The organism is Megasphaera cerevisiae DSM 20462 (genome assembly GCF_001045675.1).
Taxonomy (GTDB): Bacteria; Bacillota; Negativicutes; order Veillonellales; family Megasphaeraceae; genus Megasphaera; species Megasphaera cerevisiae.
Genome location: NZ_LEKT01000052.1, coordinates 1 through 23,229, shown reverse-complemented (window position 1 = coordinate 23,229; position 23,229 = coordinate 1). Strand labels below are relative to the sequence as shown.

22 protein-coding genes, 1 tRNA gene and 1 other annotated feature are annotated in these 23,229 nt (G+C 45.3%); of the genes, 6 read left to right on the top strand and 17 right to left on the bottom strand.

What is annotated here, in order from left to right; all coding sequences use genetic code 11:
• Together AB840_RS16780 and AB840_RS12490 are read left to right on the top strand one after the other, a co-directional pair.
• Positions 1 to 216: transposase (locus tag AB840_RS16780; RefSeq protein WP_201775880.1), on the top strand; the 216-nt coding region annotated here is incomplete at its 5' end.
• Between the two features lie 316 nt (positions 217 to 532).
• The gene (locus AB840_RS12490; protein WP_048515175.1) at positions 533 to 1,696 is read left to right on the top strand and encodes a pyridoxal phosphate-dependent aminotransferase; all 1,164 of its coding nucleotides are present in this window, start codon (positions 533 to 535) and stop codon (positions 1,694 to 1,696) included.
• A gap of 2 nt (positions 1,697 to 1,698) precedes the next feature.
• On the opposite strand, the gene AB840_RS12485 is transcribed toward AB840_RS12490, so the two are convergent.
• Positions 1,699 to 2,343 carry an ion channel gene (locus AB840_RS12485; RefSeq protein WP_072061845.1) on the bottom strand — a complete coding sequence of 215 codons (645 nt, stop codon included), beginning with the start codon at positions 2,341 to 2,343 and terminating at the stop codon, positions 1,699 to 1,701.
• 238 nt (positions 2,344 to 2,581) lie between these two features.
• Between AB840_RS12485 and AB840_RS12480 the strand changes: the two genes are divergently transcribed.
• Positions 2,582 to 2,657: transfer RNA gene (locus AB840_RS12480), tRNA-Ala, on the top strand.
• Positions 2,658 to 2,948: 291 nt separating this feature from the next.
• Positions 2,949 to 3,359, top strand: coding sequence for an amino acid-binding protein (locus tag AB840_RS12475; RefSeq protein WP_048515174.1), 411 nt, complete (start codon positions 2,949 to 2,951; stop codon positions 3,357 to 3,359).
• Between the two features lie 98 nt (positions 3,360 to 3,457).
• On the opposite strand, the gene AB840_RS12470 is transcribed toward AB840_RS12475, so the two are convergent.
• The 10 genes from AB840_RS12470 to AB840_RS12425 all read right to left on the bottom strand — a co-directional run bounded on the left by AB840_RS12470 (position 3,458) and on the right by AB840_RS12425 (position 13,133).
• Entirely contained in the window at positions 3,458 to 4,492 is a 1,035-nt protein-coding gene (locus AB840_RS12470; protein WP_048515173.1) for a 3-deoxy-7-phosphoheptulonate synthase, read from the bottom strand.
• Between the two features lie 93 nt (positions 4,493 to 4,585).
• On the bottom strand, positions 4,586 to 5,848 hold the full coding sequence (locus AB840_RS12465; RefSeq protein WP_048515172.1) for a sensor histidine kinase: 1,263 nt from the start codon (positions 5,846 to 5,848) through the stop codon (positions 4,586 to 4,588).
• A gap of 34 nt (positions 5,849 to 5,882) precedes the next feature.
• Entirely contained in the window at positions 5,883 to 6,551 is a 669-nt protein-coding gene (locus tag AB840_RS12460) for a response regulator transcription factor (RefSeq protein WP_048515171.1), read from the bottom strand.
• 25 nt (positions 6,552 to 6,576) lie between these two features.
• Positions 6,577 to 7,200: a GTP pyrophosphokinase gene (locus tag AB840_RS12455; RefSeq protein WP_048515170.1), complete on the bottom strand. Its 624-nt coding sequence runs from the start codon at positions 7,198 to 7,200 to the stop codon at positions 6,577 to 6,579.
• Between the two features lie 194 nt (positions 7,201 to 7,394).
• On the bottom strand, positions 7,395 to 8,366 hold the full coding sequence (gene eda / locus AB840_RS12450) for a bifunctional 4-hydroxy-2-oxoglutarate aldolase/2-dehydro-3-deoxy-phosphogluconate aldolase (protein ID WP_234984935.1): 972 nt from the start codon (positions 8,364 to 8,366) through the stop codon (positions 7,395 to 7,397).
• A 20-nt stretch (positions 8,367 to 8,386) separates the two neighbouring features.
• Positions 8,387 to 9,322: a sugar kinase gene (locus AB840_RS12445; protein WP_048515169.1), complete on the bottom strand. Its 936-nt coding sequence runs from the start codon at positions 9,320 to 9,322 to the stop codon at positions 8,387 to 8,389.
• A gap of 84 nt (positions 9,323 to 9,406) precedes the next feature.
• Positions 9,407 to 10,207, bottom strand: a complete 801-nt coding sequence (locus AB840_RS12440) for a gluconate 5-dehydrogenase (RefSeq protein WP_048515168.1) — start codon at positions 10,205 to 10,207, stop codon at positions 9,407 to 9,409.
• 37 nt (positions 10,208 to 10,244) lie between these two features.
• Positions 10,245 to 11,222, bottom strand: a complete 978-nt coding sequence (gene kdgT, locus AB840_RS12435; RefSeq protein ID WP_048515167.1) for a 2-keto-3-deoxygluconate transporter — start codon at positions 11,220 to 11,222, stop codon at positions 10,245 to 10,247.
• Positions 11,223 to 11,253: 31 nt separating this feature from the next.
• Complete coding sequence (gene kduI / locus AB840_RS12430) at positions 11,254 to 12,096, bottom strand: 5-dehydro-4-deoxy-D-glucuronate isomerase (RefSeq protein ID WP_048515166.1); 843 nt, start codon at positions 12,094 to 12,096, stop codon at positions 11,254 to 11,256.
• 56 nt (positions 12,097 to 12,152) lie between these two features.
• Positions 12,153 to 13,133: a C-terminal binding protein gene (locus AB840_RS12425; protein WP_048515165.1), complete on the bottom strand. Its 981-nt coding sequence runs from the start codon at positions 13,131 to 13,133 to the stop codon at positions 12,153 to 12,155.
• A 341-nt stretch (positions 13,134 to 13,474) separates the two neighbouring features.
• On the opposite strand from AB840_RS12425, the gene AB840_RS12420 reads away from it, so the two are divergent.
• Positions 13,475 to 14,185: a FadR/GntR family transcriptional regulator gene (locus AB840_RS12420; RefSeq protein WP_048515164.1), complete on the top strand. Its 711-nt coding sequence runs from the start codon at positions 13,475 to 13,477 to the stop codon at positions 14,183 to 14,185.
• Between the two features lie 69 nt (positions 14,186 to 14,254).
• Here AB840_RS12420 and AB840_RS12415 read toward each other — a convergent pair whose 3' ends face one another.
• The 5 genes from AB840_RS12415 to AB840_RS12390 form a co-directional block, all read right to left on the bottom strand.
• Positions 14,255 to 14,824, bottom strand: coding sequence for a GDSL-type esterase/lipase family protein (locus AB840_RS12415; RefSeq protein WP_048515163.1), 570 nt, complete (start codon positions 14,822 to 14,824; stop codon positions 14,255 to 14,257).
• Positions 14,825 to 14,842: 18 nt separating this feature from the next.
• Complete coding sequence (locus tag AB840_RS12410; RefSeq protein WP_048515162.1) at positions 14,843 to 16,315, bottom strand: tryptophan transporter; 1,473 nt, start codon at positions 16,313 to 16,315, stop codon at positions 14,843 to 14,845.
• Between the two features lie 9 nt (positions 16,316 to 16,324).
• Positions 16,325 to 17,008 carry an energy-coupling factor transporter transmembrane component T family protein gene (locus tag AB840_RS12405; RefSeq protein ID WP_048515176.1) on the bottom strand — a complete coding sequence of 228 codons (684 nt, stop codon included), beginning with the start codon at positions 17,006 to 17,008 and terminating at the stop codon, positions 16,325 to 16,327.
• On the bottom strand, positions 17,008 to 17,823 hold the full coding sequence (locus AB840_RS12400; protein WP_048515161.1) for an energy-coupling factor ABC transporter ATP-binding protein: 816 nt from the start codon (positions 17,821 to 17,823) through the stop codon (positions 17,008 to 17,010). The genes AB840_RS12405 and AB840_RS12400 overlap by 1 nt, the downstream gene beginning before the upstream one ends.
• Positions 17,824 to 17,882: 59 nt before the next feature.
• Positions 17,883 to 18,136, bottom strand: a binding site (T-box leader).
• A gap of 82 nt (positions 18,137 to 18,218) precedes the next feature.
• Positions 18,219 to 18,635: a C-GCAxxG-C-C family (seleno)protein gene (locus AB840_RS12390; RefSeq protein WP_048515159.1), complete on the bottom strand. Its 417-nt coding sequence runs from the start codon at positions 18,633 to 18,635 to the stop codon at positions 18,219 to 18,221.
• 267 nt (positions 18,636 to 18,902) lie between these two features.
• Between AB840_RS12390 and AB840_RS16775 the strand changes: the two genes are divergently transcribed.
• Complete coding sequence (locus AB840_RS16775) at positions 18,903 to 19,088, top strand: hypothetical protein (protein WP_078791801.1); 186 nt, start codon at positions 18,903 to 18,905, stop codon at positions 19,086 to 19,088.
• Positions 19,089 to 19,194: 106 nt separating this feature from the next.
• Here the strand turns inward: AB840_RS16775 and AB840_RS12385 are convergent.
• The coding region (locus AB840_RS12385; RefSeq protein WP_048515158.1) for a TonB-dependent receptor at positions 19,195 to 23,229 on the bottom strand (4,035 nt) is incomplete at its 5' end.

The following is a 23,229-nucleotide window of genomic DNA, read 5'->3' as shown; positions in this document are numbered from 1 at the left end:
AGGAGTATCTATACGTCGAACCTCATTGAAAATAATAATAAAGGATTAAAACATCATGCGAAGTTAAAAGAACAATTCCCAAACGAGGCATCACTGGAACGATTCGTTTGTACATATTACAGTGACTATAATCGAAAGCAAGCTGCTCGAATCCATTTAGGGTTCAATGCGGCCGAAAGTGATTTAGTGAATATGTTTGATAATCCTAATCGGTAAGAACAGCCTAAAATGCTTGCAGGAACGTTTACATATTTATCTTGACACTATCCGTTTTCTTGTATAATTTTGTATAATATATAAAAACATTATATACTATATATAATATATGGTAAAATGTATAGTAAAAAAGCAGGAATATGCACAGCAATCAACGTAATACATATGGATTGCTGCCTCAGACTCGGTACAAATAGCTGCCGCTTGTTACATATAGTATTGACAATCCCGCGAATACTGTTTACTATAACGATATTGTCACATTGCCAAAAATCCTGACACATAGACATGTTATCCATGAGAGGGGAATATATCCATGAAAGAATTATCAAAAAAAATGTCTCTATTTACCGAATCTGTTATACGTCATATGACACGTATCTCTGATGAATGCAACGCAATCAATCTATCTCAGGGCTTTCCTGATTTTGATCCGCCCAAACCCTTGATGGACCGGCTGGCCCAGGTTGCGTATGAAGGTCCCCATCAATACTCAGTCACCTGGGGCGCACCCAATTTCCGTCAAGCCTTGGCCGAGGTCCGTTCCCGGCAGTTTGGCCGTCAGATCGATCCCGATACAAATGTCGTCGTCACCTGCGGTAGTACGGAAGCTATGATGGCCGCCGTCATGACGATCGTCAATCCCGGTGAAAAAGTAATTGTATTTTCACCGTTTTATGAAAATTACAGCGCCGATGCGATCTTGTCAGGAGCTGAACCGATCTATGTGCCCTTATATCCGCCGGAATTTAATTTCAACCCGGATGAACTGGAAGCCGCATTTAAACAAAATCCCAAGGCGCTGATTTTATGCAATCCCTCAAATCCCTGCGGTAAAGTCTTTACGTACAGCGAATTAAAATTTATTGCGTCGCTGGCAGAAAAATATGATACCTATGTTATTACGGACGAAGTGTATGAACATATCATTTATAAACCCAATGTACATACCTATTTTGCCTCTCTGCCGGGCATGTTTGAACGCACCGTAACCTGCGGTTCCTTATCCAAAACCTATTCCATCACCGGCTGGCGTCTCGGTCATGTCGTCGCCCCGGCGGCCATTATCGAGGGCATACAGAAAGTCCACGATTTTCTCACCGTCGGTGCCCCCAGTCCTCTGCAGGAAGCCGCCATCGTCGGACTCAAATTTCCACAGCAATATTATGATGAATTGCAGTCCATATATACCCAAAAACGGACGCTGTTCTGCGACGGACTGGACCGCCTGGGCATCGCTCATACAAAACCACAGGGAGCTTATTATGTTCTTCTCAATATTGCCGAATATGGTTACGAAAGCGATACCGAATTCTGTGAAATGCTGACCCGAAAAGCGGGTGTTGCCGCCGTTCCGGGATCCTCTTTCTTCAGAGAACCAGTAAATTATCTTATCCGCCTGCATTTTGCCAAAAGCGATGCACTTCTTAACGAAGCCCTGACCCGCTTGGAAAAAATGCCGGCGGTCATGAAACGATAACGCTAGACACCGCGATGCTTGGTGGAAAAGTCGCTGACAATACGGGCAATAAATATCAGATTATAAATTGCCCCCATAAGATCAATAAAAATAGACGCATTTCGCGCTGTCCAGGATACAGCGACAATATCTCCATACCCTACTGTCAGTATACTGATAAAGGAGTAGTAAAATAAATCATTAGCCATGATTGTGACATCCGATGATACACCTTTAAAAGAACCAGGCATGCTAACCTCAATACTGGCAAATAAGAAAAAACCAATATATCCAATAAGCAGAAAACCACTCAGTGCAGCAAATACTGATTCAGCCGTCGCACTGCGCGCCGCAAAAACAACCTGTTTCAACACAACATACGTAATGACGGCAAAAAAGCTCAGATATAAAATGCGGGATAGGGAAACCAATGTCGTTGACGCACCGCCAACCGAATTTAAAAGAATCCCCGCCAGCACCAGCACCGGTATAAGCCAAAACCGTTTACGCCGCTGCAGGAATATATTGGTACCAGCCAGCGTTTGTATAACGAGATTGCACATTTCATTATGATTTGTTCCTCCCATCGGAATAATGTTGATGAGAAACGACACAATCAGCGATAAAAACAATAGTTGATACTGATGAGACCGCAAATAATTCATCATTGGCATGCCATCCTTTCTTTGTCTGTTTATTATATCATATATCGAAAAAAAGAGAGCCGGCATATATGCCCTTGTTGATCCGTTATTCTTCTGTCCTTCCATGAGAATTCAATTCTCACACGATGTTTTCACCTATGCAGCACCAGCAACTGCATCCCCATTCCGACTTCGGAAAAACTGCTGTATATATCTTGTTTTTTTTTCAAGTTCATGATATATTTATATTATCATTGCACATGGGGGTATAGCTCAGCTGGGAGAGCGCTTGAATGGCATTCAAGAGGTCAGCAGTTCGATCCTGCTTATCTCCACCAGATTCAACTATGATAACCATATGGTTTATGGACCATATGGTTATTTTTTGTGTTCTTTTATAAATATACAACATACTATTTTTCATCACGGTATTGGTGAATTGTAAACAAAGACACCGTACCTCTTGGCAGCACGATCTGAAAGTAATATAATATCCCACAGAATATAGTTCATTTTTTATTAAAAAACAAAAACATTATTTATGAACTATTCGTAAATAATAGTTACACTTACACGGCAACTGTGATAGAATAAAGCTATTGATAATCAAAAAACAAAAGGAGTTTGTTATGCTGAATCAAGTATCATTATTTACAGAAAATACCAAGGGTGCCTTACATAATATTACAACGGTATTAGCCAATGCCAATATCAATATTTACACCATGCTTGCCAATGACAGTGCAGAGTTTGGCATCATTCGCCTGATCGTCACTGACCCCGCCATTGCGCTGCAGGCATTGAAGAGCGCCGGATATCAATGCCGTCTGGACAGAGTAATTGCGATTGATATGGCAGATACGCCGGGAAGCTTAGATAAAATTTTAGCGCACTTAGAAGCGGCCAATGTAATTGTAGACTATTTGTATATCTCATACAACCGGCAGACCGCAACACCCATTGCCATTTTTAAAACGACAGAACCAGAGGCAGAAACGTTTTTACAAGGCAAGGGCTATGTGTTAGTCAATACCTTATAGACAAAAACATCGGTATCCGTCATATTGAACCGCACCCAATCATTAGTTTTTCAGATCTAGCGATTAGGTACGATTTATATGGGATAACGATGTTTTTTTTATAATAAATCGGCCAATTCTAAAATAAGCTGCCTGCTCTTTTCCCATCCCAGGCAGGGATCTGTAATAGATTTTCCATATACCCCTTCTGTGATCTTCTGACTGCCGTCTTCAATATAGCTTTCAATCATCAGCCCCTTTACCAAACCGCGAATATCGGCAGACATATGCCTGCTATGCATGACATCCTTGGCAATCCGAATTTGTTCCATATATTTCTTGCCGGAGTTGGCATGATTGGTATCTACAATAACTGCCGGATTTTTTAGCTTCCGTTCATGATAGGCTTCCAGCAATACCTGCAGATTTTCGTAATGATAATTGGGCAGGCTATTCCCAAAGCTATCCACATAGCCCCGCAGAATAGCATGAGCCTGCGGATTCCCTTCTGTGCGTACTTCCCAGCCGCGAAAAAGAAATTCCTGCGAATGCTGCGCTGCCTCAATGGAATTCAGCATAACGGAAATATCTCCGGAGGTAGGATTTTTCATTCCTACGGGGATACCCGTGCCGCTGGCAACCATACGGTGCAGCTGATCTTCTACAGAGCGGGCACCAACAGCCGCATACGACAGCAGGTCCGAAAGATACCGGTAAATTTCAGGATACAAAATTTCTTCGGCACAGGTAAACCCCGTATCCTTGACAATACGAGCATTCATTTCCCGTATCGCGATGATACCTGCCAGCATATCTTCTTTTCCCTCCGGGTCCGGCTGATGCAGCATTCCCTTATATCCTACCCCAATTGTCCGGGGTTTATTTGTATATACACGGGGAATAATAAAAATTTTATCAGCAACCTGTTCCTGAACAGCTGCCAATCTATTCATGTAATCCAGGACAGCCGTTTCGTTATCAGCCGAACAAGGGCCTATAATCAGCAAAAACCGGGAATCTTTACCGGATAAAATGCGCTGAATCTGTTCATCTCTTTTGCTTTTTATGTTCCGTATGTAATCTGTTACCGGAAATTGTACCTGCAAGTCCTGCGGTGCCGGCAATTTACGGATAAATTCCATTTGCATTTCCATTGCGTCATCCCCATTTATCAGTTCTTTTTTTTACACGTTTTGATGCTGAACTCGTATTAATTATATCATAAAACAGGGATCGCCAACATCGACTCAACTTATTTTTATTGTAAACGTAATATTGCCATTTGCATAAGATACATTCATTTTTCCTTTCAGCAGCTGGGTCAGCTCCGATGCCATAGACAATCCAATTCCATATCCATTCTTTTTGCTGTTATGCGACTCATCACCCCGATAAAATCGTTCAAAAAAGCGAGAATAATCAATACCAGCCCCTTCCACATAGGTATTGGAAACAGAGATCAACGCACCGGATTTCTTTTTTCCCTTTATCAAGGAGACATTAATCGTACCGCCGTCATCACAGTATTTAACCGCATTATCTACAAGAATATTAATAAGTTCATATATCCATTTAGCGTCTGATCTGACATGAATTTGTGGAGTAATATGGCAAACAATATTCTTTTTCTGGTCTGTTATCATTTGCCGGAATGATTCCGTCACAGCCACAACCATTTCTGACACGTCTATCTCTCTAATGGACAGTTCGATTTGAGATCGTTCTCCCATTTTAGACAACATGATAAGATCATTAATCAAATTAGATACGCGCTTGACTTGCTTTAAAATACTTTCTGTCCACTGATTTTTCCCGTTGATGAGTTCTATAGCTTCAGCATTTGCCGAAATAATAGCAATCGGGGTTTTGAGCTCATGTCCCGCATTGGTGATAAATCTCTTTTGATTTTCCATGTTGCGGACAAACGGCTTAATCGCCAAATTACACAATACCGCCAGAATAAAAACGTACAGCAAAATACAAATAAAGCCAAATAGGGCCGAATATCTCAAAAAAGACTGAACCGCTCCCACATCACGGGTGCAGTCCATAATAACGATAAGAAAATTACCACTGGGCTCCTTGGTAATCATATACGCATAGCTGGCCCTTTCTTTTTTAAAGAACCCTTGAATTTTTCCCTCCTGCACTGTAGTCCGCGCATATTGAATCGCTTCGTTCTCTGTAAAAGCCGCAATATTTTTTATATTAATTTCCTTTACATATCCATCAGAATTGACAAGAACACTAAAAAAGCGAGTTTGATATGCAAATTCAGGCGTATCATCAGCCCAATCCGTATCTCCCAGCCAGCTGCTGTCCTGAGGCGTCTGCTTAGGCGGCACGCTTCCCCCATTTTTGGAAATGTAGGAAAGCACTGATTCGATTTGCGAATGCATACGCATATACGCAATTGCATTAATCATACCCAGCGCCCCGACGACAATAATAACAACGGCAGCGGTAGCGACCAAAATAAATTTCCATCGCAGTTTTTTTACCATATCCATATATGGCCACCTGCCTTCCTAGTTTGATTGACGTTTATTTTTCTGTCAGCAGAAAATCCTCACCTTTATCTCCCTTGATTTGAATATCTGCATTGATGGAATCCAGCTTTTCCCGTAAATAAGATACATACATCCAGACAATAGTTTCATCTACATCGGTTTCATCTTTCCAAACATGTGTAAAAATCACATCTGTCGGCAAGGCCTTGCCGGCATTGAGCATAAAAAATTTCATAAGCTTCGTTTCCCTGTTAGCCAGACGAATAGAATTTTTACAGGACAATTCCTGCTCCTCCACGTCCAGTGCAACAGCGCCTACAGAAAGCTTAGTCGGCGTAAAAGAGCTGGTACGCCGTGTCATAGACCGGATACGGGCCAGCAGCTCACCCATGGCAAAGGGCTTTGTCAAATAATCGTCAGCTCCGGCATCAAGACCTGTAATCCTGTCATCTACTTCAGCCTTGGCCGTCAGCATGATGACGGGAGTCACGTCACCGCTGCTGCGCAGCTTCTTTAAAGCATCAATACCATCCAATTTAGGCATCATAATATCAAAGACCATACAGTCATACGTATCCGCCTGTGCCTTCTCCACGGCTGCAATCCCATCATATACAGCATCAACCTCATATCCCGAATGGCTTAATATGGCTGTCAGCGCAGCCGACATCTCCCGTTCATCTTCTGCCAGTAATATTTTCATATATATGCACCCCTTATATGCTAAACTATTGCTCTGTACGAAGCAAATCCCGTATCGTCTGCATAGAAACGTCGCACGCTGCCAGCTCATCGGCACAACGCTTCAACTCCCTTACTATCATTTCAGGATTTTTTATATCATGTTTATATTTCAATTGATGCTCCAGACTGGCCCATGAGTCCATGGCAATCGTACGTATCTGTATCTCAGCAAAAAAATGTCCGGGCCTGGCACCGGTTACATCTTCATACGGTGCTTCAAATTCAATAATTAAGTGATAGCTGCGGTACCCATTAGGCTTGACATTCTTAATATAATCTTTTTCTTCGATAACACGGCATCCTGTCATTGCCTTGATATAATTGACATTAACATAAATATCATCAATAAACCGGCAGACAATACGGATTCCGATAGAGTCCCTTACCTCCCGAAGTGCTGTATAGGCCGTACAAGGAAGGGCCTTGCGTCCGCATTTTTCCTTCATGCTGTCTGGGGACTTTACGCGATAAATTAAATGTTCATAAGCCATTTCACCATTTTCATTTTTTTCTTTTTCATTATACGCCTGAATCCGTCCGACAAGATCCTCCAGAACTGCCTGCAGTGCCGGCGCGTATTTTCCATATATTGTAGAGGCAGAATCCATATATATTCACCTATTTCCTAATATTTAGTTTGTATATCATCTGTTGTTATATTATATCATATTCGGAAAAACGGGCGAACTTTTTTTCATATTTGCACACAAATGCTTCAGCCGCTTTTTTGGCAGATCATCAACAAAGCGCATCATAACATGTGCTCACGGCAGCCGTTACGATGCGCTTATTGTTCAATATATTATTTAGCCCTGCGGCGCAGGTGAATGGAAAAACCACCTACAATAGCTTTCAGAAAAAATACTTTGATATCCCCCTTATCATCTCTGAAACACAAATCTTCGTTTACTTCCACGCCATGCCGTTTGTAATAGGCCAGCGCCCGCGGGATATCCCGTGTATCAATACAGATATGTCCCTTTTCACCTGGCATAGGATGATCACAAATTTCTGCGACTGTCCCGGCAAAGAAATTATCAGAACCAGGAATTTTATCCTGCAGCAAAAGTCCGCAGAGTCCTTCTGTAATCATTTCCGCTTCTGTGCGGTCCTGCGCATGAAGTCCTATATGTCCCAGCGAGAAATCAAAAAGATGCCGTACTGCATTTTTGCAAGCCTTTTCGATTCCTGCCCAATCCTTATCCTTTACCATCTGAGATGGTGTCATAAAGCTGCCACCTACAGCTGCCACATTCGGCAGATCCAGATACTCGTTCATATTGTCATAATTGACACCGCCCGTTGGCAGGAATTTCATATGGCCGAAAGGACCGGCCAACGCCTTTAGCGTTTGTATGCCGCCGTAGGCTGCTGCTGGGAAAAACTTACATACTTCAATGCCAAAACCGTTAGCGGCTTCTATATCAGCGGGAGATACGGTGCCTGGAATAATGTCTACATGCTTCTTGACACACCATTCCGTAACGGCAGGGTTAAAGGCAGGCGTCACGATAAACGTTGCGCCCGCCGCAACCGCATCTGCCGCCTGCTGTACCGTGTGGACAGTCCCGGCACCGACAATAAGTCCCTCCACCTGCTCTGACATAGCCCGGATAATGTCCAGGCAGGCCTCGGTGCGGAAGGTGACTTCGGCAACGGGAATTCCGCCTGCTGCCAGAGCGCGGCCAAAAGGAACGGCATCTGCCGCATCATCCAGCACAACCAGCGGGACGAGACCAATATCAAATATTGTTTTCATATTTTCACTAATCATTTACGGAAGTTACCTCCTCATTACTGCATAAAATGCTTCAACTGATCAGGATATGGCAGTCCTTCATTATCCCCTCGGCTCATGACCTGAATAGCTCCGATAGCATTGCCCCGGCGAACAGCCTCTTTCAATGGCAATCGTTCCATCAGACCGGTAATGACACCGGCAGCAAAACCATCTCCGGCACCAACCGTATCTACGATTTTATCCGCTTTAAACCCGGGGACCATATATTCCCCTTGTTCCTCAGAAACAAAAGCGCCATCGCCGCCGCATTTAGTAATGCAGGCTTTCGCGCCGTTCTTGATATAAAACGCGTTAATAATCCTGGGATCTTCACTGCCCATGAGGATTTTTCCTTCTGCCGTGCCGGGAAGAACAATATCCGCTTTAGCTGCCATTTCATTAATAGAGCGGATCATCATATCCCTGCTGGGCCATAACTGCGGCCGCAGATTAGGATCAAAACTGATCAAAAGACCGGCCTGCCGGGCCTTGTCAAACATGAGATTTACAGCCGCCCGTGTCGCTTCGCTCAGCGCCGGTAAAATACCTGTCAAATGAATATGTGTATAGTCTGCAAAATTAATTTTTTCAACGTCTTCCACTGACAGTGTCGATGCAGCAGACCCTGCCCGGAAATAGAAAATAGACGGATCGCCCTGGCTGACACGGCTCTTCAACATAAAACCAGTCTTTTTTTCATCGCTCCACGCCACAAATTCATTGCCAATTTTGTTATCGTCCAACACATGAATAATGCGCTGACCGAATGGGTCTTTACCCAATTTCGTCATATACGTGACACGATGCCCCAAACGAGCAACTCCAACAGCTACATTAAATTCGGCTCCTGCCACAGCCAAATCATACCCGCTCACACTATCGAGTGTCCCTTCACTTTGTGCAATGAGAAGCCCCATCGGTTCTCCGGCAAGAATTAAACCAGATTTCATAATATGCCACACCTCTTTCGTCATGATGAGAAAACAGGCACGTCAGTCTCCTGCCGTGCCTTTCTAATTTTCCTACGTATTATTTTACGGCTGTTTGCCGATATATGCAAGGATACCGCCGTCTACATAAAGAATTTGTCCATTGACAAAATCAGATGCATCAGATGCAAGAAAGACTGCCGGACCTTCCAAATCTTTGGTTTCACCCCAACGACCAGCAGGAGTCTTGGAAACGATAAACTTGTCAAAAGGATGCCGAGACCCATCGGATTGGAGTTCACGCAGCGGCGCTGTCTGAGGAGTAGCAATATATCCAGGACCAATACCATTGCACTGAATATTGGCACCGCCGAATTCTGAGCAAATATTACGAGTCAGCATCTTGAGTCCGCCCTTGGCAGCCGCATAAGCGGATACCGTTTCACGTCCCAATTCACTCATCATGGAGCAAATATTGATAATTTTCCCGTGCCCTTTTTGGATCATTGCCGGAATAACAGCCTTTGAAACAATAAAAGGTGCCACAAGATCAATATCAACGACCTGTCGAAACTCTTCCACAGCCATATCACACATAGGAATGCGTTTGATAATGCCGGCATTGTTGACGAGAATATCAATCGTTCCCAGTGTTTTTTCAATTTCGGCTACCAGAGCAAGTACAGCAGCTTCTTCCGTTACATCACAAATATATCCTTGGGCGATAATCTCGGCCTTTTTGTATTCTTTCATTGCCTGAGCAAGATGTTCCTCACTGCGGCAATTAAAAGCAATTTTTGCGCCTGCCCGAGCCAGCGCACTAGCAATTGCAAAGCCGATTCCATACGAACCGCCTGTCACTAAAGCGACTTTCCCTTCAAGCGAAAACTGATCCAAATAACTCACTTTTTATTCCTCCTGTTAACAATATATACATAGGGCATCAGACAGTCTCTCTCGGTGCATCCTCCGTAAAACCGCCAAAACGCTTGCACCAAAACGCCGTAATAATCGGCACCACAATAGATGTAACAACTACGCTGGTAGCAACTAACGCTGTGGCTGCCGGCACAATCGGCTGAAATTCCGGAATCATCTGTCCCACAATCAAGGGATTGGTAACTGCGGCTCCGGCCGTGCTGGATGCGGCAAGGCCGGCCCCGCCATGCCCCCCGCCGATTATTTTATCAGCAAGAATCAGCGGAATACCGGTTACGACGATGACGCCAAGACCAAGCAAAATACCAAGAAGGCCCGTCTGTCCCAAAACTGCCAGATTGATCGTATTGCCGAGCGCAAAAGCAAAGAATGGAATCATAATCGTCCCGGCAGGCGAGAAGAAGTCACGCAGGTCCGGATCGAGATTGCCAAGAATAAACCCGATAATAAATGGCAGCACAGCTCCCACAAACAGATGCGGTTCAAAGTATGCGGCACCAGTGGAACCGAGGATCATCATCGTCACGAGAGGTCCCGATTCGATAGAAGTAAGCACGAATGCCCCTGCTTCTTCTTTGGTACCATACTGCTGCATCAGAGAAGCATAGAGTCCACCGTTGGTCATATCCATAGACGTAACGATAGCCAAGGTAGAAAGACCCGCAAAAAATCCCGTCTGTATCATTCCTTTCGGCATAAACAGTACACAGATAAAACCAACAATCCAGGCCACAATAATCTTTGTAACTACAATAGTCCCCGACTTGCGCAGCACCAAGCCGGCATTCTTATAATTTATACTAGCTCCCATGCAAAAGAACCACACGGATAAAATAGGGACCGTGCCTGTAATCAGCCCATTGGTAAAAGAGCCAAAATATTTGCCAGCTTCTGGAGTAAATGTATGGCATAACGCGCCAATAAGCAGCGGCACTAGCATGAGTCCGCCGGGAACCCGTTTAACAGCTTGAAGTATATGCATGATGTCATCCTCCGTTTACTATACTGAATGATTATTTGATATTTTGAATTTCGATATTGTCCATATCATCAAATTCTTTGTTTTCGCCGCCCATAGCCCAGATAAACGTATAATTATGAGTGCCGCAGCCACAGTGCATGCTCCAGGACGGACTGATAACAGCCTGCTCATTGTGCAGAGCGATATGGCGTGTTTCCGTTTCCTGTCCCATGATATGGAATACAGCCTGATCTTCGGGAACCTCAAAATAAAAATAAATTTCCATCCGCCGTTCGTGTGTATGCGGCGGCATACTGTTCCATACACTGCCCGGCTTGAGTGCGGTCATTCCCATGCAAAGCTGGCAGGTTTCGACTACGTCCGGATGGATAAACTGATTGATCACACGGTCATTAGACAATTCAGCTGTGCCGCAGGGGCGTTTATTGGCATCCTGAATAGAAATAAATTTTGTCTGGCAGGGTTTATGTGCCGGTGCGGAGACCATGTAATACTTAGCTGGATGCGCCGGATCAGCAGAGGCAAACACGACTTCCTTCGTCCCCATGGTAACGTACAGACAATCCTTCGGCCCCATTTTGTAGGTCGTGCCGTCGGCCACAATCGTACCGTCCCCGCCAACATTAAAAATACCAATTTCGCGGCGTTCCAGAAAATAATGCGTGCCAAAATTTTTCCAGCAGTCAATTCCTTTATCAAGGGGAACCGCTTCACTGACTGGCATGCAGCCCACTGCCACCATTCGATCCACATGGGAATACGTCGCAATGACTTCATCCGGTTTAAACAGCGTTTCAATCAAAAATTCACGGCGAACATCTTTTGTCGTGTATTTTTTAAAATCTTCCGGTCCTGTTGAATAACGAATATCCATAAAATAAATCCTCCTTAAATAAATATAAAAAATATACATAAATGCAATATATAATATCAACGCAGCGACAATCCTGCCAGTACGTCTTTATTAACCAAATATGTCGGTATACGGCCATTCAGCACCTCAATGACTCCCATCGCCACCTTTGTCTTCAATTCCTGTTCCGATTCTTCGGAATACCATGAAATATGGGGCGTCAAAATAACATTTTCCATTCCCAGCAGCGGGTCATCCGGACGGATTGGTTCTTGTTCCAGTACATCCAGGCCGGCTCCGGCAATCTTATGTTGATGAAGTGCTCTGGCAACAGCCTGTTCGTCTACAATCGGACCACGGGAGGTGTTGATAAGAATCGCCGCAGGCTTCATCAGCTGCAAAGCATCGTCATTAATAAGATGATACGTATCCTTCGTAAACGGCGCATGCACCGAAACAATATCCGATTCCCGCAACAGCTGCTGCAGCGGCTGATATGCAACACCAAGCGCGGTCATAGCCTCCGGTTTGATAAAGGGATCATATGCAGCAATATCCAAGCCAAAGGGGGTCGCTTTAATTGCTACCTCTCTAGCTATTTTCCCAAATCCTATCAATCCCAGCTTTTGGCCTCGCAGACGCATAATCGGCTTGGCTATCGCATAATTCCAGCAGCCCCGATGTACGGCGCTATTCAAAAAAGTAACCCGGCGCCAACAATCAAGAAGCAATGCAAACGCCTGATTAGAAACCTCATCAATACAATAATCAGGCACATTTACTACGCATATTCCACGCTGGGTTGCCGCCTCTAAATCAATCGTATCCACACCGACCCCATATCGGGAAATTACCTTTAAGCGCGGCAGCCCGTCCATAATCTCTGCCGAAATTTCCGCATACTGCACGACCAGTCCATCTGCGTCACGGCAGGTATCTATCATTTCCTGCGCACTATGACTTTGGGTCGGTATAAAGGAAATCCCGGCTCGTTGAAATTCTTTTATTTCCACAGCCAACGACGGATAATCGTAATCCGTAAGATATACCTTATTCATGTTCCCTCCTATTACAAAATAATATAAGTCCACTTCGGTCAATCACCTCATACCCTGATATTTCGAAGTGCTAAAAAATCTATTTTTCTAACAACTTATCCTATCTTTATATTTATTTTTGTATGATGAATTATCGAGATTATTATATATTATATCGAAAAATAGTGCAATATATTCTTTATATTTTATTTATTGTATGATGAATCGTAATAATTTTATCAATAGTCATATCTAATTGGTATGATAAATATTTAGATATTATACTATTTATTCCATGAAATGGTATAATGTAAACACGATAGCATAATATTGAATATTCTGATATTTTTTGGGAGGATTATATGGAAAAGCCAAAAGCGGCGGGTTCTATGGCAAAAGAAACAGCCGATAAAATAATTGATTACATTATTAAAAATCAAATGCTTCCCGGTGACAAAATGCCGACAGAAGCTGCTTTGACGGAAAGCATGGGAGTCAGCCGTTCCACAATCCGTGAAGCCATAAAAATACTGAGCGCCCGCAATATTCTGGAAATTCTGCAAGGTTCTGGTGCGTATATTTCGCCGCGCCGCGGTGTTCCCGACGATCCGCTCGGTCTGACCTTTATTTACGATGCTGACCGTCTGGCCATTGATCTGCTTGATGTCCGCACCATGATCGAGCCACAGGCTGCTATGCTGGCGGCTATGCATGCCACGGACCAGCAATGCAGCGAGCTGCGCGGCCAATGCTCCCTTGTGGAGCGTCTGATCCGAAGCGATACAGAATACGAAGCCGAGGACATTGAGCTTCACAAAAAAATCTGCGAAGCCAGCGGCAATCGTATTCTCATCAATTTATCCTATATTCTCCATTCCTCCATCAAGAAGACTATCATCGCCACATCTGATGCTCTCCGCGATAACAACACCTACATTTATCATCGCAAAATAGTAGAAGCAATCGCCCATCACGATCCTATCAGCGCATATAATTCCATGATGTGCCATGTCGGCGGCTTACGCGAATATATTGCCAGCAAAATTGCAGAAAGACAAAAAACATCAGAATAACCCAATTTTTTGTACGCCAAAGAACCGGCACGAGTCATCATGATCCTCGTACCGGTTCTTTTTATAATCCTAGTGTATAATTATTTTCATTGCTGCCGCAGCCAGTACGGCATAGCCGGCCGCGTTAGGATGAACACCATCTGCATATAAGGATACCTGCTGCTGCATCTCCGCGCAATGCAGCGCTTCGTAAAAATCGATTGCCCGGCAGCCCTTTTCACGGCACAGTGCTAAAAGCCATTGCCGATAATCCGCCAAGGCCTGATTATGGCGTCTTACATCTCCTGCCGCCTGCCATCCGTAAAAAGCACTTTCTTCCTTTGTCAAAGGAGGTATCCCCACATATACTGGTTTTGACGTCTTCACAAGCAGCGTTGTCATCGACTGCATATGCTTTCGGGTGCAAACCGCCGGTTCATCCAATAAAATATCATTGGAACCTCCCATGACAAAACCGGCTCCCATATCTTCAAGAGATATCTGTTCCAGACGGTACAGCATACCAGCCGACGTGTCGCCGCAGACGCCTTCATTTTGAATCTGAATACCCGTATTTCGGGACAATATCGCCGTCCACGTCTCATCCCACGAGACGCCATAGCCGTAGGTCAAGCTATCGCCTATACAAAACAGTTTCATCCCGGCTCCCTTCTCCGGTCAGGAATGCAGTTCCTGCAGCGCCGTTACTGCCGCCTGCGTGGAAAGCCACGGCTGCCGGAACGAACATCCGGACTGTTCCAAATCGAGCTGGCAGGCAAATACCGGCGGCACGGCTGTCTTATATATGTTTTTTTCGTGCATATACCGCAGCGTCGTTTCAACATCTCCGTCACAAAGAATATGCCCGTGATCAATCAAGACCAAACGGTTGGCATAAGGAATCGCTGATTCCAGATTATGTTCAATAACCACAATCGTATGCTTATACGTAACGTTCAAATCATGAACAAGCTCATAAAAAGCCTGCGTTCCCTCTGGATCCAGCGCAGAAGTCGGCTCATCGAAAACAAGGATTTCCGGATTCGTTGCCAGCACATCGGCAATAACCAACCGCTGCCGCTGCCCGCCAGATAATTTACTGAGAAGGCGGGTACGATATGGCGACATGCTCACCTTGGCCAAAGCCTCTGTAATGGCCGTTTCGATTTTTTCGGGAGCCACGCCCTGATTTTCCAGACTGAAAGCAATTTCCTCTTCTACGGTCATGGCTACAAGCTGACTGTCATAATCATCCAGCATAGCCCCAACACTGCCGGCAAGATCAGAAATAGTTGTCTGCGTCGTCGCTTTGCCATTCACATATGCCATTCCCTTCATGACACCGCCAAAATAATGCGGAATAGCCCCTGTCATAGCCATACACAGCGAACTTTTGCCGCTGCCGCTTTCTCCTGTAATGACCAGAAAATCTCCCTTCTGAATACTAAGATTGACATCATCCAGTACCGGTTCTTTTTGCTTATTGTAAATATACGTCAGGTGTTCCAAAGAAATGAGCCCTTCTTTTTCAGGATGCAGCTCATACATGCTGTGATCCGAAGCCACCTCCTGTTCTTCCAGCGAATCCAGGATCCCCCTGGATACAAACAGACGCAAGGCTGGAAAATACATAACCGGCGTCACCACAGCATTGAGTAGTCCAATAATAACGACCAGCGGCAGTATGGCCGTGAAATAAACCACATTGGGCAAATCCATGACAAATTTTAGAATCGTCACAAATGCACCGCCGCTCATGCAGGTCGCGGCAAAACCGGTCAAAACCGGCAGACAGGAATGGCCTTTAATTTTAATACCTGCCAGATTTTTCACAATAAATGTACAGGTCAGCGCCCCGATCGGCTCACTGATCAGATTGCCGTAAGGAAATCCCGATTTAGAGGTCAGCACATTGACCAGCGCCGCCACCAGCCCAATTCCCAAAGCCTGCTTATATGACGGCTTGGTAAGACAAATGGCAACACAATACGTGGCAATTGTCCAATTTGGTGTCACGCCGCCCACGCTGGGCGATACCAAATGGAGAATCGTACCGATAGCCAGCATCAGTGTCGTAATCGTAATCCACCGGAACTGACCGCCTTGTCTGTGATGAAATTCTAACGTTGCAATATCTGCCACTTTTTCCATAATGTCCTCCTATACGATTCCCTGCAGGCGCATATATACAGCCAGACAACTCAATCCCGCCAATAAAGCTATAACAGCGTAGTCGACGCCCTTGGGGCGGACATTGCTCATAAAGCTGTGTTCGCTGCTGCCAAAACCGCGCAGCTCCAGACTGAGCGCCATTGTTTCAGACCGGCCCAGAGACTTGAGCATAAGGGGCTGAATCACGCTCATATAATGAATCATTTTTTTAAATACATTGCCCTTTGTCGAAAGCCCCCGACAAGCCTGCGCCTCCTGTACCGCCTGGCTTTCCGCAATAAAATCAGGAACAAAGCGAAGCGCTGCCGTAAACATAAAAGCATACTCGTAGGGAATTTTAATTTGCTTGACCAAGGCTGCTGTCAAGTCCTGGAGCCGGGTAGTTGTCAAGAGGATAATAAACACAATGGTCATAGCCAGCATACGCAGGCCGGTCACGTAGGCCGATTCCAACGAACCGCCGCCCAGCAGCTGAACAACCGCCAGAAAAGCAGCAAAAACCACCAAACTGAAAACAGCCTTGACGTTACGTCCCAGACTGCCGCAAAAAGCCAGCAAAAGCAGTTCTATCAGAACCAGAATGACAAGCGGCAGCGTCGTATGCAGCACCAATGCCCAAAAGGAAAATGCAAAGGTACCGATCAATTTTGTAACAGGCACAAATTTCTTCATCATACAGATTTCCCTCCCAGCTTTGTCAATATTTCCGCCGTGAACTCCTTCATAGAACAACAATACTTCATTCCCGGCACAGCCAGTGAAAGCGTGACGGCTTCCGGCCGGCTCAGGCCCAGCCCATACAAGTCCTCCCGCTGGGTAAAAAGCTCTTCGGGCGTTCCATCAAAAGCCTTCGTATGATTGCCGATCACAAGAACACGCTTGCAGTACTGTGCCAGAATATCCATGTCGTGCGTAATTAGTAAAATAGTCATGCCCTTTTGATTCAGCGCCGTCAGCAGCTCCATCAGCATTTGTTTATCCGCGCTGTCCTGCCCGCTCGTTGGTTCATCAAGAATAATATATTGCGTATGCATAGCAATCGCAGATGCAATCGCCACGCGCTGCTTTTCGCCCCGGTTCAGATTCGGAGGATAGGCATCGGCCAGACTCGTCAAATCAGTAGATTCCAGCGCCTCTCGGACCGCATCATCAGCATCTGCACGGCTCATCCCCAGCTGCTGCGGTCCATAGGCGACCTCTGCCTGCACAGTAGGCCGGAACATCTGACGCTCCGGCCGCTGAAAGACATAGCCCATAAAATGACTGCGTACTGCCGCTTCCTCGTGATTGATTACCTTGCCATTATACATAATATCTCCCGCTGCCGGTTTTTCAAGGCCCATCAAAAGACGCGTTACCGTCGTCTTGCCACAGCCATTGCGACCGCCCAGACCAATAAATTCTCCTTCTTCAATCTGTACATTTATATGCTCCAGCACCGGTACTCCGCTGCCATAATCAAAGCTGACATCTCGCATCTCCAGCATGTCTGTTTCCTCCGCTTATTCTTCATAAAAAATAAAAAAAGCCTCTCATCCCTTGTGTTTCAAGGGACGAAAGGCTATATATACTTCCGCGGTACCACCCAATTTGACTATATGAGTCCATCTCTGCATGTACAGCAAAAGGCGATACATGTTTCTTTGATAGCGGTGGAAATACACCGTCGCACCCTACTTGTCTCCGTTCAGGCCGCATCTCCCGAATCCATTCTATACGCTGATCTGGGCCGAACTTCCACTGCCATCGGCTCGCTGTACCTGTCGCTGCATATATACTCGTTTCGTTCATTGACGATTATTATATTACCTCTTATTATACTGTCTTTTAGTTTAATGTCAATAGCCTTTTCCAAGAACCCTTCGTACCAATTATTCCAGATTTATTTCAATCCTTTTTCCCGCACAAAATCAGATATCATATCAGCCGTTTCTACCATAAGTACCGCACAGGACACCGGCTTACCCTCCGGCGGATTTTTTAAAATACGGCAGCAGGCTACACCAAATCGCTGTATCCACCGTTCATAAAATTCATGGACCGAGCTGTACATATCCACAACGGGTTTATCCTGAGGTTCCTCTCGTCCGCTCAAAGCTCCCAGAATCAAACAAGCACTGGTCAGCGCCCCACAGGCACAGCCGGATCTGCCGATGCCGCCGCCCATGACAGCGGCCATGCGCACCGCCGATTTAGGAAGACCCAGATTAAGTCCTTCATTGCAGGCTTTAAAAACCGTTTCCGCACAATTATTTCCTTTTTTATGGTATTCGATTGCCAAATTTTTTACATGTTCCATCTATCACTCGTCTCCTCATTCTATTACCAAATCGTTTTTCTATTATTCTATTATAGCATGTTTTTACTATTGTTTCATTTACTGCTTTTGCATATCACGCTCTTCTGCAGTATTCAAAGGAGGCGTTTTTACCCCGACTGCCTGAAAAGGTAAATCCGCACCTGCACAAGCGCTTTTTGTCATACAAAAGAGACCGGCAACACACCGTCCGGTCTCTTCCGAGAAAATGATTGTCCTTTTACAGAAAGGAAGCAACGCAAGGCCTATATGATACGGCAAATGCTGCTGCGTATAAACACCACTCCGCCGGTATCAGCGAGTAACATAGCCTGGCTGGGCATGCGTGCCATTCCCATGTATGCGGACTGCTTGATGCCAGTTCCTATCGGTGAGCGGCACCATGAATGGGGCGCACGAAGGGGCAAAGCAATGGCACGGGGCGGTTTGTCGTAAGGCCCTGTCGGGGACCTTGCCGCATTGTATGGAACGGCAACCCCATAGGGTTCGATTCATCGAGCCCTCCCCTGCCATACCCAGGGTCGGTCCTGTGATTTGTTAACTAGAACTTATACGTCATTTGGACTCTCGTATAATCTCCCAGACGGAAATTTTCCGGCGTATAGAGGGTATCTCGCATCTGCATGCTCTTGGCGCCGAAGGTATAGCTCGCTTCCAGGAGCAAGTTTCGTGCCGGAACGTAGCCGATGCCGGTCGTGAAGGAACGGATGCCGTCGAGGTAGCGGTCCGGCAGATCTGCGCCGGTGCCGCCTACGAAGGAGCCGTGGTCAAAGGCCTTGTAATCCAGGTAGGCGTGCCAGCTGCCGGGCATGTCCGTATCGGCGATGCCGATATCGAGGCGGGCCACCCAGAAGTCCGGCGTGTGGCCGCCGCCAGTGTAATCACCATAGATATCCCGGCCGCCATGGAAGAATTCCCCCATGTCAGCGCGGTTCTGTCCGTAATCAAAGGACAGCATAGACCTCTTGCCCAGGCGGATCTGCGTCCCAATGCCGAGGACGTCAGCGATCTGCATGTCGTGAAGGCCGTGGGCATCCTGGGCGCCTTCGCTAAAGGAATTGAGTTTCCACGCTTCGACGCCGACGGTGTCGCTGAGCTGGCGGCGTACCTTGATGTAGGCGGCCCGGTCCATGGCGGGGATGACGTCTTGCTTGAGGAGATAGCCTTCTTGGGAAAAAGTAATCGGGGCTCCCGGTAAGGGCACTGTATCTTTATTCTGATAATTCCACACATACTCTTTTAAATCTTCAGTATACACCGCATTGAATATTTTGCTGATTGCATTATATGTTTTGCCATCCCCATAAAATGTGACCCGATCTTTAAGCGGTTTACTAAAATCGGTTACTTTATATGAGGTATTTGTACCCACATATGACGCAAATATATGATCAACCGCTTCATTTTTATTATTCAATTGTGTTCCATCGGTTGTATAATACGCAACCGCACCGGCCTGATCTAATATTTCAGCAAATCTAGCTTTAACCTTATCAACATTGAAAGTATCTTCAAAACTGAACCCTGATAAAATATTAGACTGATTTTGATACTGTGTCTTTCCGACAATTAAATCTACCTGATTTCTATCCGTAAGATCTATTTCGGTTCCCTGCGCTGTTTTAATTTGTAAATTCAGACTATTGAAATGAAGCAAGTTTGATCCACTAATCCCATTCGGATTCACAACATCTACAAGCTTTCCATAAAATCCCTGCCAAGAAGCATCCTCTAGTTTTGCCGCTGCATCTACATCTTTGAGTATATGCAGCATTTCTTTAACCACTTGCAGTTTTTCTTCCGGAGTTTTGGCATTATCAAATTTTTCACGATAATTAAATTTCCCCTCTGGATCATATGTCAATCCCGAATATATTCCCCCAGTAATAGCTATATTTAGTCCAATTAATTCTTCAAAATTCGGTGCTCGCTGAATCACTGCTACTTCATTGTGATTGTATGCACTATCTGTAATACCGGTTGTTTGACTAAAATCACCGTACCCAAGACTGACCTGCGTCTTGTGATCTGTATAGACGACGCGGGCACCGTCATATTCCTTACCAAACCAATATCCCGTCACGCCCATGGGCTCGGAAATACGTCCGACAGACCAGTCCCATTTTTTCGTACTTTTCGTCAATTCCGCTTGTTCCAGGTAGGGATCGTGGAGCCCCCGTTTGTCCGCTACATTGTAGGATGTATCTCGTTTCGCCGTGGAACCTGCCACCTGCAGGTTCAGGCCGTCGGCAATCTGGTAATCGACGCCGATGCGCAGGCGCTGTTCCAGGCCGTGAGCTCCTTTATCAGCATAGTTCTTCGCTGCGGCATCACTGGGCTGGGTCGTCTTCGTATCCCGCATGGCCGTCTTGTCTTCGCCCTTGAACATGTTGCTGCGGACACGATAATCGCCAAAGAAACGAACGTCGCCGGATTTACGCTGTTCCGACAGGTCGACAGGACGGCTCAAGAACCAGTCGCCGCCATAGACGTTGGTAATGATGGGATTCCCCTGTTCATCCTTCCGAATGTGGAACGGTTGAGACAGGGTTTCGCCCAGATCTTCCAGCTTGATATTGACGCCAAAACGGTACACCCGATCCTGAAAGGCCCGGTCATCGTCCCGGTGATCAAAGATATTATCGACGCCAACATAGGCCGTCATATCCTTGCCAAAATCTTTCTCGAAGAGGACATTCCAGACGCCAAAAGTCTTTTCCTGATACTTTCCATCTTTACGGATATAGTTGCCGTCTTCGTCTTTGTCAAAGAGGCTTTCCGTCGACACGGAATTGCTGTCCAGCATGTGGATGTAGTAGCTGCCCCAGAGAGCGCCGCGGAAATCCCCTTTGGTGTTTTTATAGTTCAGTCCAATGTCTACCTTATGGGTCGGACGATCCAGTAATTTATGGGGCATATCACTGTCGCTGGCATTAACTGCATGGAGCAGCGTATAGCCCAGCTTGCCTGACCAACGATCGTTGAATTTCTGCTGTATCTCCGCTTCCAGTCCCGTAATCTTAGCCTTACCAATATTGCGGAAGCTGTATACCCTATCCGGTTCAGGATGATATCCCATTGTATCAGTGGTGTATATCCCATTATAATTGAAATCGATTAGCTGCCCCGTAAAATAACTTGTCAGATAATCCTTGATTTCATTGTGGAACAGGCTGACCTTGGCAAAGGTCTTGTTGTTTTCCCCTTCCAGGGACACATCAAAATTGAGAGATTTTTCCGGCTTCAGATTGGGATTGCCGATCCAATACCAGCCCAGATGGCTGCCGGCGGCACCGAACATTTCCCAATTGTAGTACAGCTCTCCCATACCCGGTTCGGCATAGCCTGTGCCGATATTGGCTTTGAAACGCCGTTTGGGATTGCCATGGATATTATGTAACAAGCCTACGTTCCCTGTGACCCGACTGCCAAAAAGATCGCTGTGGTCAAGGCGCAGAGACGGCGTGACCGTAGTCTGATCATTCACTTGCCACGTGTCCTGTACATAGGCATAGGTCTTATTGATTTCTGCCTCTCCTATAGATACCTGATTATCTCGTTCATCATACCCTTGTCCATAATATTGATTGTTATATTGAATATATTTATTTTTATTTTGTCCTTGAATAAGTCCATAATATGCCAGTACTGGAGAAATATATTCAGAAGTAGCCTGTAGTTTTCCGCTATTCATTAATTCCTGCATATCATTCTTTGTTTTTAACTCTTCATTAAATGCATCATATTTATCAATAATGGATTCATACTTTTCCCGTAAAGTTTTCAACGTATTTTCTTTATCTGTAAGCATTTTAAAACTAGACAAAGTACCTAGGTCCGTTTGGCTTATTTTTTTTGCATCTTCATACGTAAATCCAGGTATTTTGTCTCCATAAAACTCTCTATTTTTATCCCATTCAAAGCCCTTATCATTGCGAATAAATTTGAAATTATGTACGTAGGAACGTGGTTCGTCTGCATTATCTGCTGTATTATTTCGTACAGACAAAGATTTATCATAATCCCAAGGATTAATTGTTTCCACATGTGTTTTAGGGGCATTTTTCAACCGAGTTCCTGTTGCCCATTCCCGCGTATGCCCAAACCCATAACTTAACAAATGTTTATCATTAATGGCCGTATTCATACCCACATTGATATCAGTCCGTTCGTGTTCCAGCCAATCTACGCTGGCCAATGCATTTTGACCACCATACTGACTGCCCATCCCATAATCCAACAAAGCTATATCATTTTGCTTAGACTTGCCGTGGCTGAAATCAACAGTCCAATCTGTATTGCCGCCCCGTCCCTTATACGAAAAGACATAGGTATCCCGCTTCATATTCTGATTGAAGACCTGCATGGGTTCAAAAATGCCGCCGATACCCAACGCTGACTTATTGCGCCGCTCTACATCTTCCCGTTCCCTGTTAAAGCTAAAATTTATTTTATGATCTGGATTAAATCCGTAGGCACCGCTGACGCCGCTGTTCTTCACGTCACCGTAATATCGCAGCGACGGCTTAAATTTTTCATACCAAAGATTTTCACTTCCACCGCCATAGGTCCGGTC

Excerpts from the sequence above, each read along its gene's own strand:
- AB840_RS12490 (WP_048515175.1), top strand. The coding sequence starts at position 533 with ATGAAAGAATTATCAAAAAAAATGTCTCTATTTACCGAATCTGTTATA.
- AB840_RS12485 (WP_072061845.1), bottom strand. The coding sequence starts at position 2,343 with ATGATGAATTATTTGCGGTCTCATCAGTATCAACTATTGTTTTTATCG.
- AB840_RS12475 (WP_048515174.1), top strand. The coding sequence starts at position 2,949 with ATGCTGAATCAAGTATCATTATTTACAGAAAATACCAAGGGTGCCTTA.
- AB840_RS12470 (WP_048515173.1), bottom strand. The coding sequence starts at position 4,492 with ATGGAAATGCAAATGGAATTTATCCGTAAATTGCCGGCACCGCAGGAC.
- AB840_RS12465 (WP_048515172.1), bottom strand. The coding sequence starts at position 5,848 with ATGGATATGGTAAAAAAACTGCGATGGAAATTTATTTTGGTCGCTACC.
- AB840_RS12460 (WP_048515171.1), bottom strand. The coding sequence starts at position 6,551 with ATGAAAATATTACTGGCAGAAGATGAACGGGAGATGTCGGCTGCGCTG.
- AB840_RS12455 (WP_048515170.1), bottom strand. The coding sequence starts at position 7,200 with ATGGATTCTGCCTCTACAATATATGGAAAATACGCGCCGGCACTGCAG.
- eda (WP_234984935.1), bottom strand. The coding sequence starts at position 8,366 with ATGATTAGTGAAAATATGAAAACAATATTTGATATTGGTCTCGTCCCG.
- AB840_RS12445 (WP_048515169.1), bottom strand. The coding sequence starts at position 9,322 with ATGAAATCTGGTTTAATTCTTGCCGGAGAACCGATGGGGCTTCTCATT.
- kdgT (WP_048515167.1), bottom strand. The coding sequence starts at position 11,222 with ATGCATATACTTCAAGCTGTTAAACGGGTTCCCGGCGGACTCATGCTA.
- kduI (WP_048515166.1), bottom strand. The coding sequence starts at position 12,096 with ATGGATATTCGTTATTCAACAGGACCGGAAGATTTTAAAAAATACACG.
- AB840_RS12425 (WP_048515165.1), bottom strand. The coding sequence starts at position 13,133 with ATGAATAAGGTATATCTTACGGATTACGATTATCCGTCGTTGGCTGTG.
- AB840_RS12420 (WP_048515164.1), top strand. The coding sequence starts at position 13,475 with ATGGAAAAGCCAAAAGCGGCGGGTTCTATGGCAAAAGAAACAGCCGAT.
- AB840_RS12415 (WP_048515163.1), bottom strand. The coding sequence starts at position 14,824 with ATGAAACTGTTTTGTATAGGCGATAGCTTGACCTACGGCTATGGCGTC.
- AB840_RS12410 (WP_048515162.1), bottom strand. The coding sequence starts at position 16,315 with ATGGAAAAAGTGGCAGATATTGCAACGTTAGAATTTCATCACAGACAA.
- AB840_RS12405 (WP_048515176.1), bottom strand. The coding sequence starts at position 17,008 with ATGAAGAAATTTGTGCCTGTTACAAAATTGATCGGTACCTTTGCATTT.
- AB840_RS12400 (WP_048515161.1), bottom strand. The coding sequence starts at position 17,823 with ATGCTGGAGATGCGAGATGTCAGCTTTGATTATGGCAGCGGAGTACCG.
- AB840_RS12390 (WP_048515159.1), bottom strand. The coding sequence starts at position 18,635 with ATGGAACATGTAAAAAATTTGGCAATCGAATACCATAAAAAAGGAAAT.
- AB840_RS16775 (WP_078791801.1), top strand. The coding sequence starts at position 18,903 with ATGATACGGCAAATGCTGCTGCGTATAAACACCACTCCGCCGGTATCA.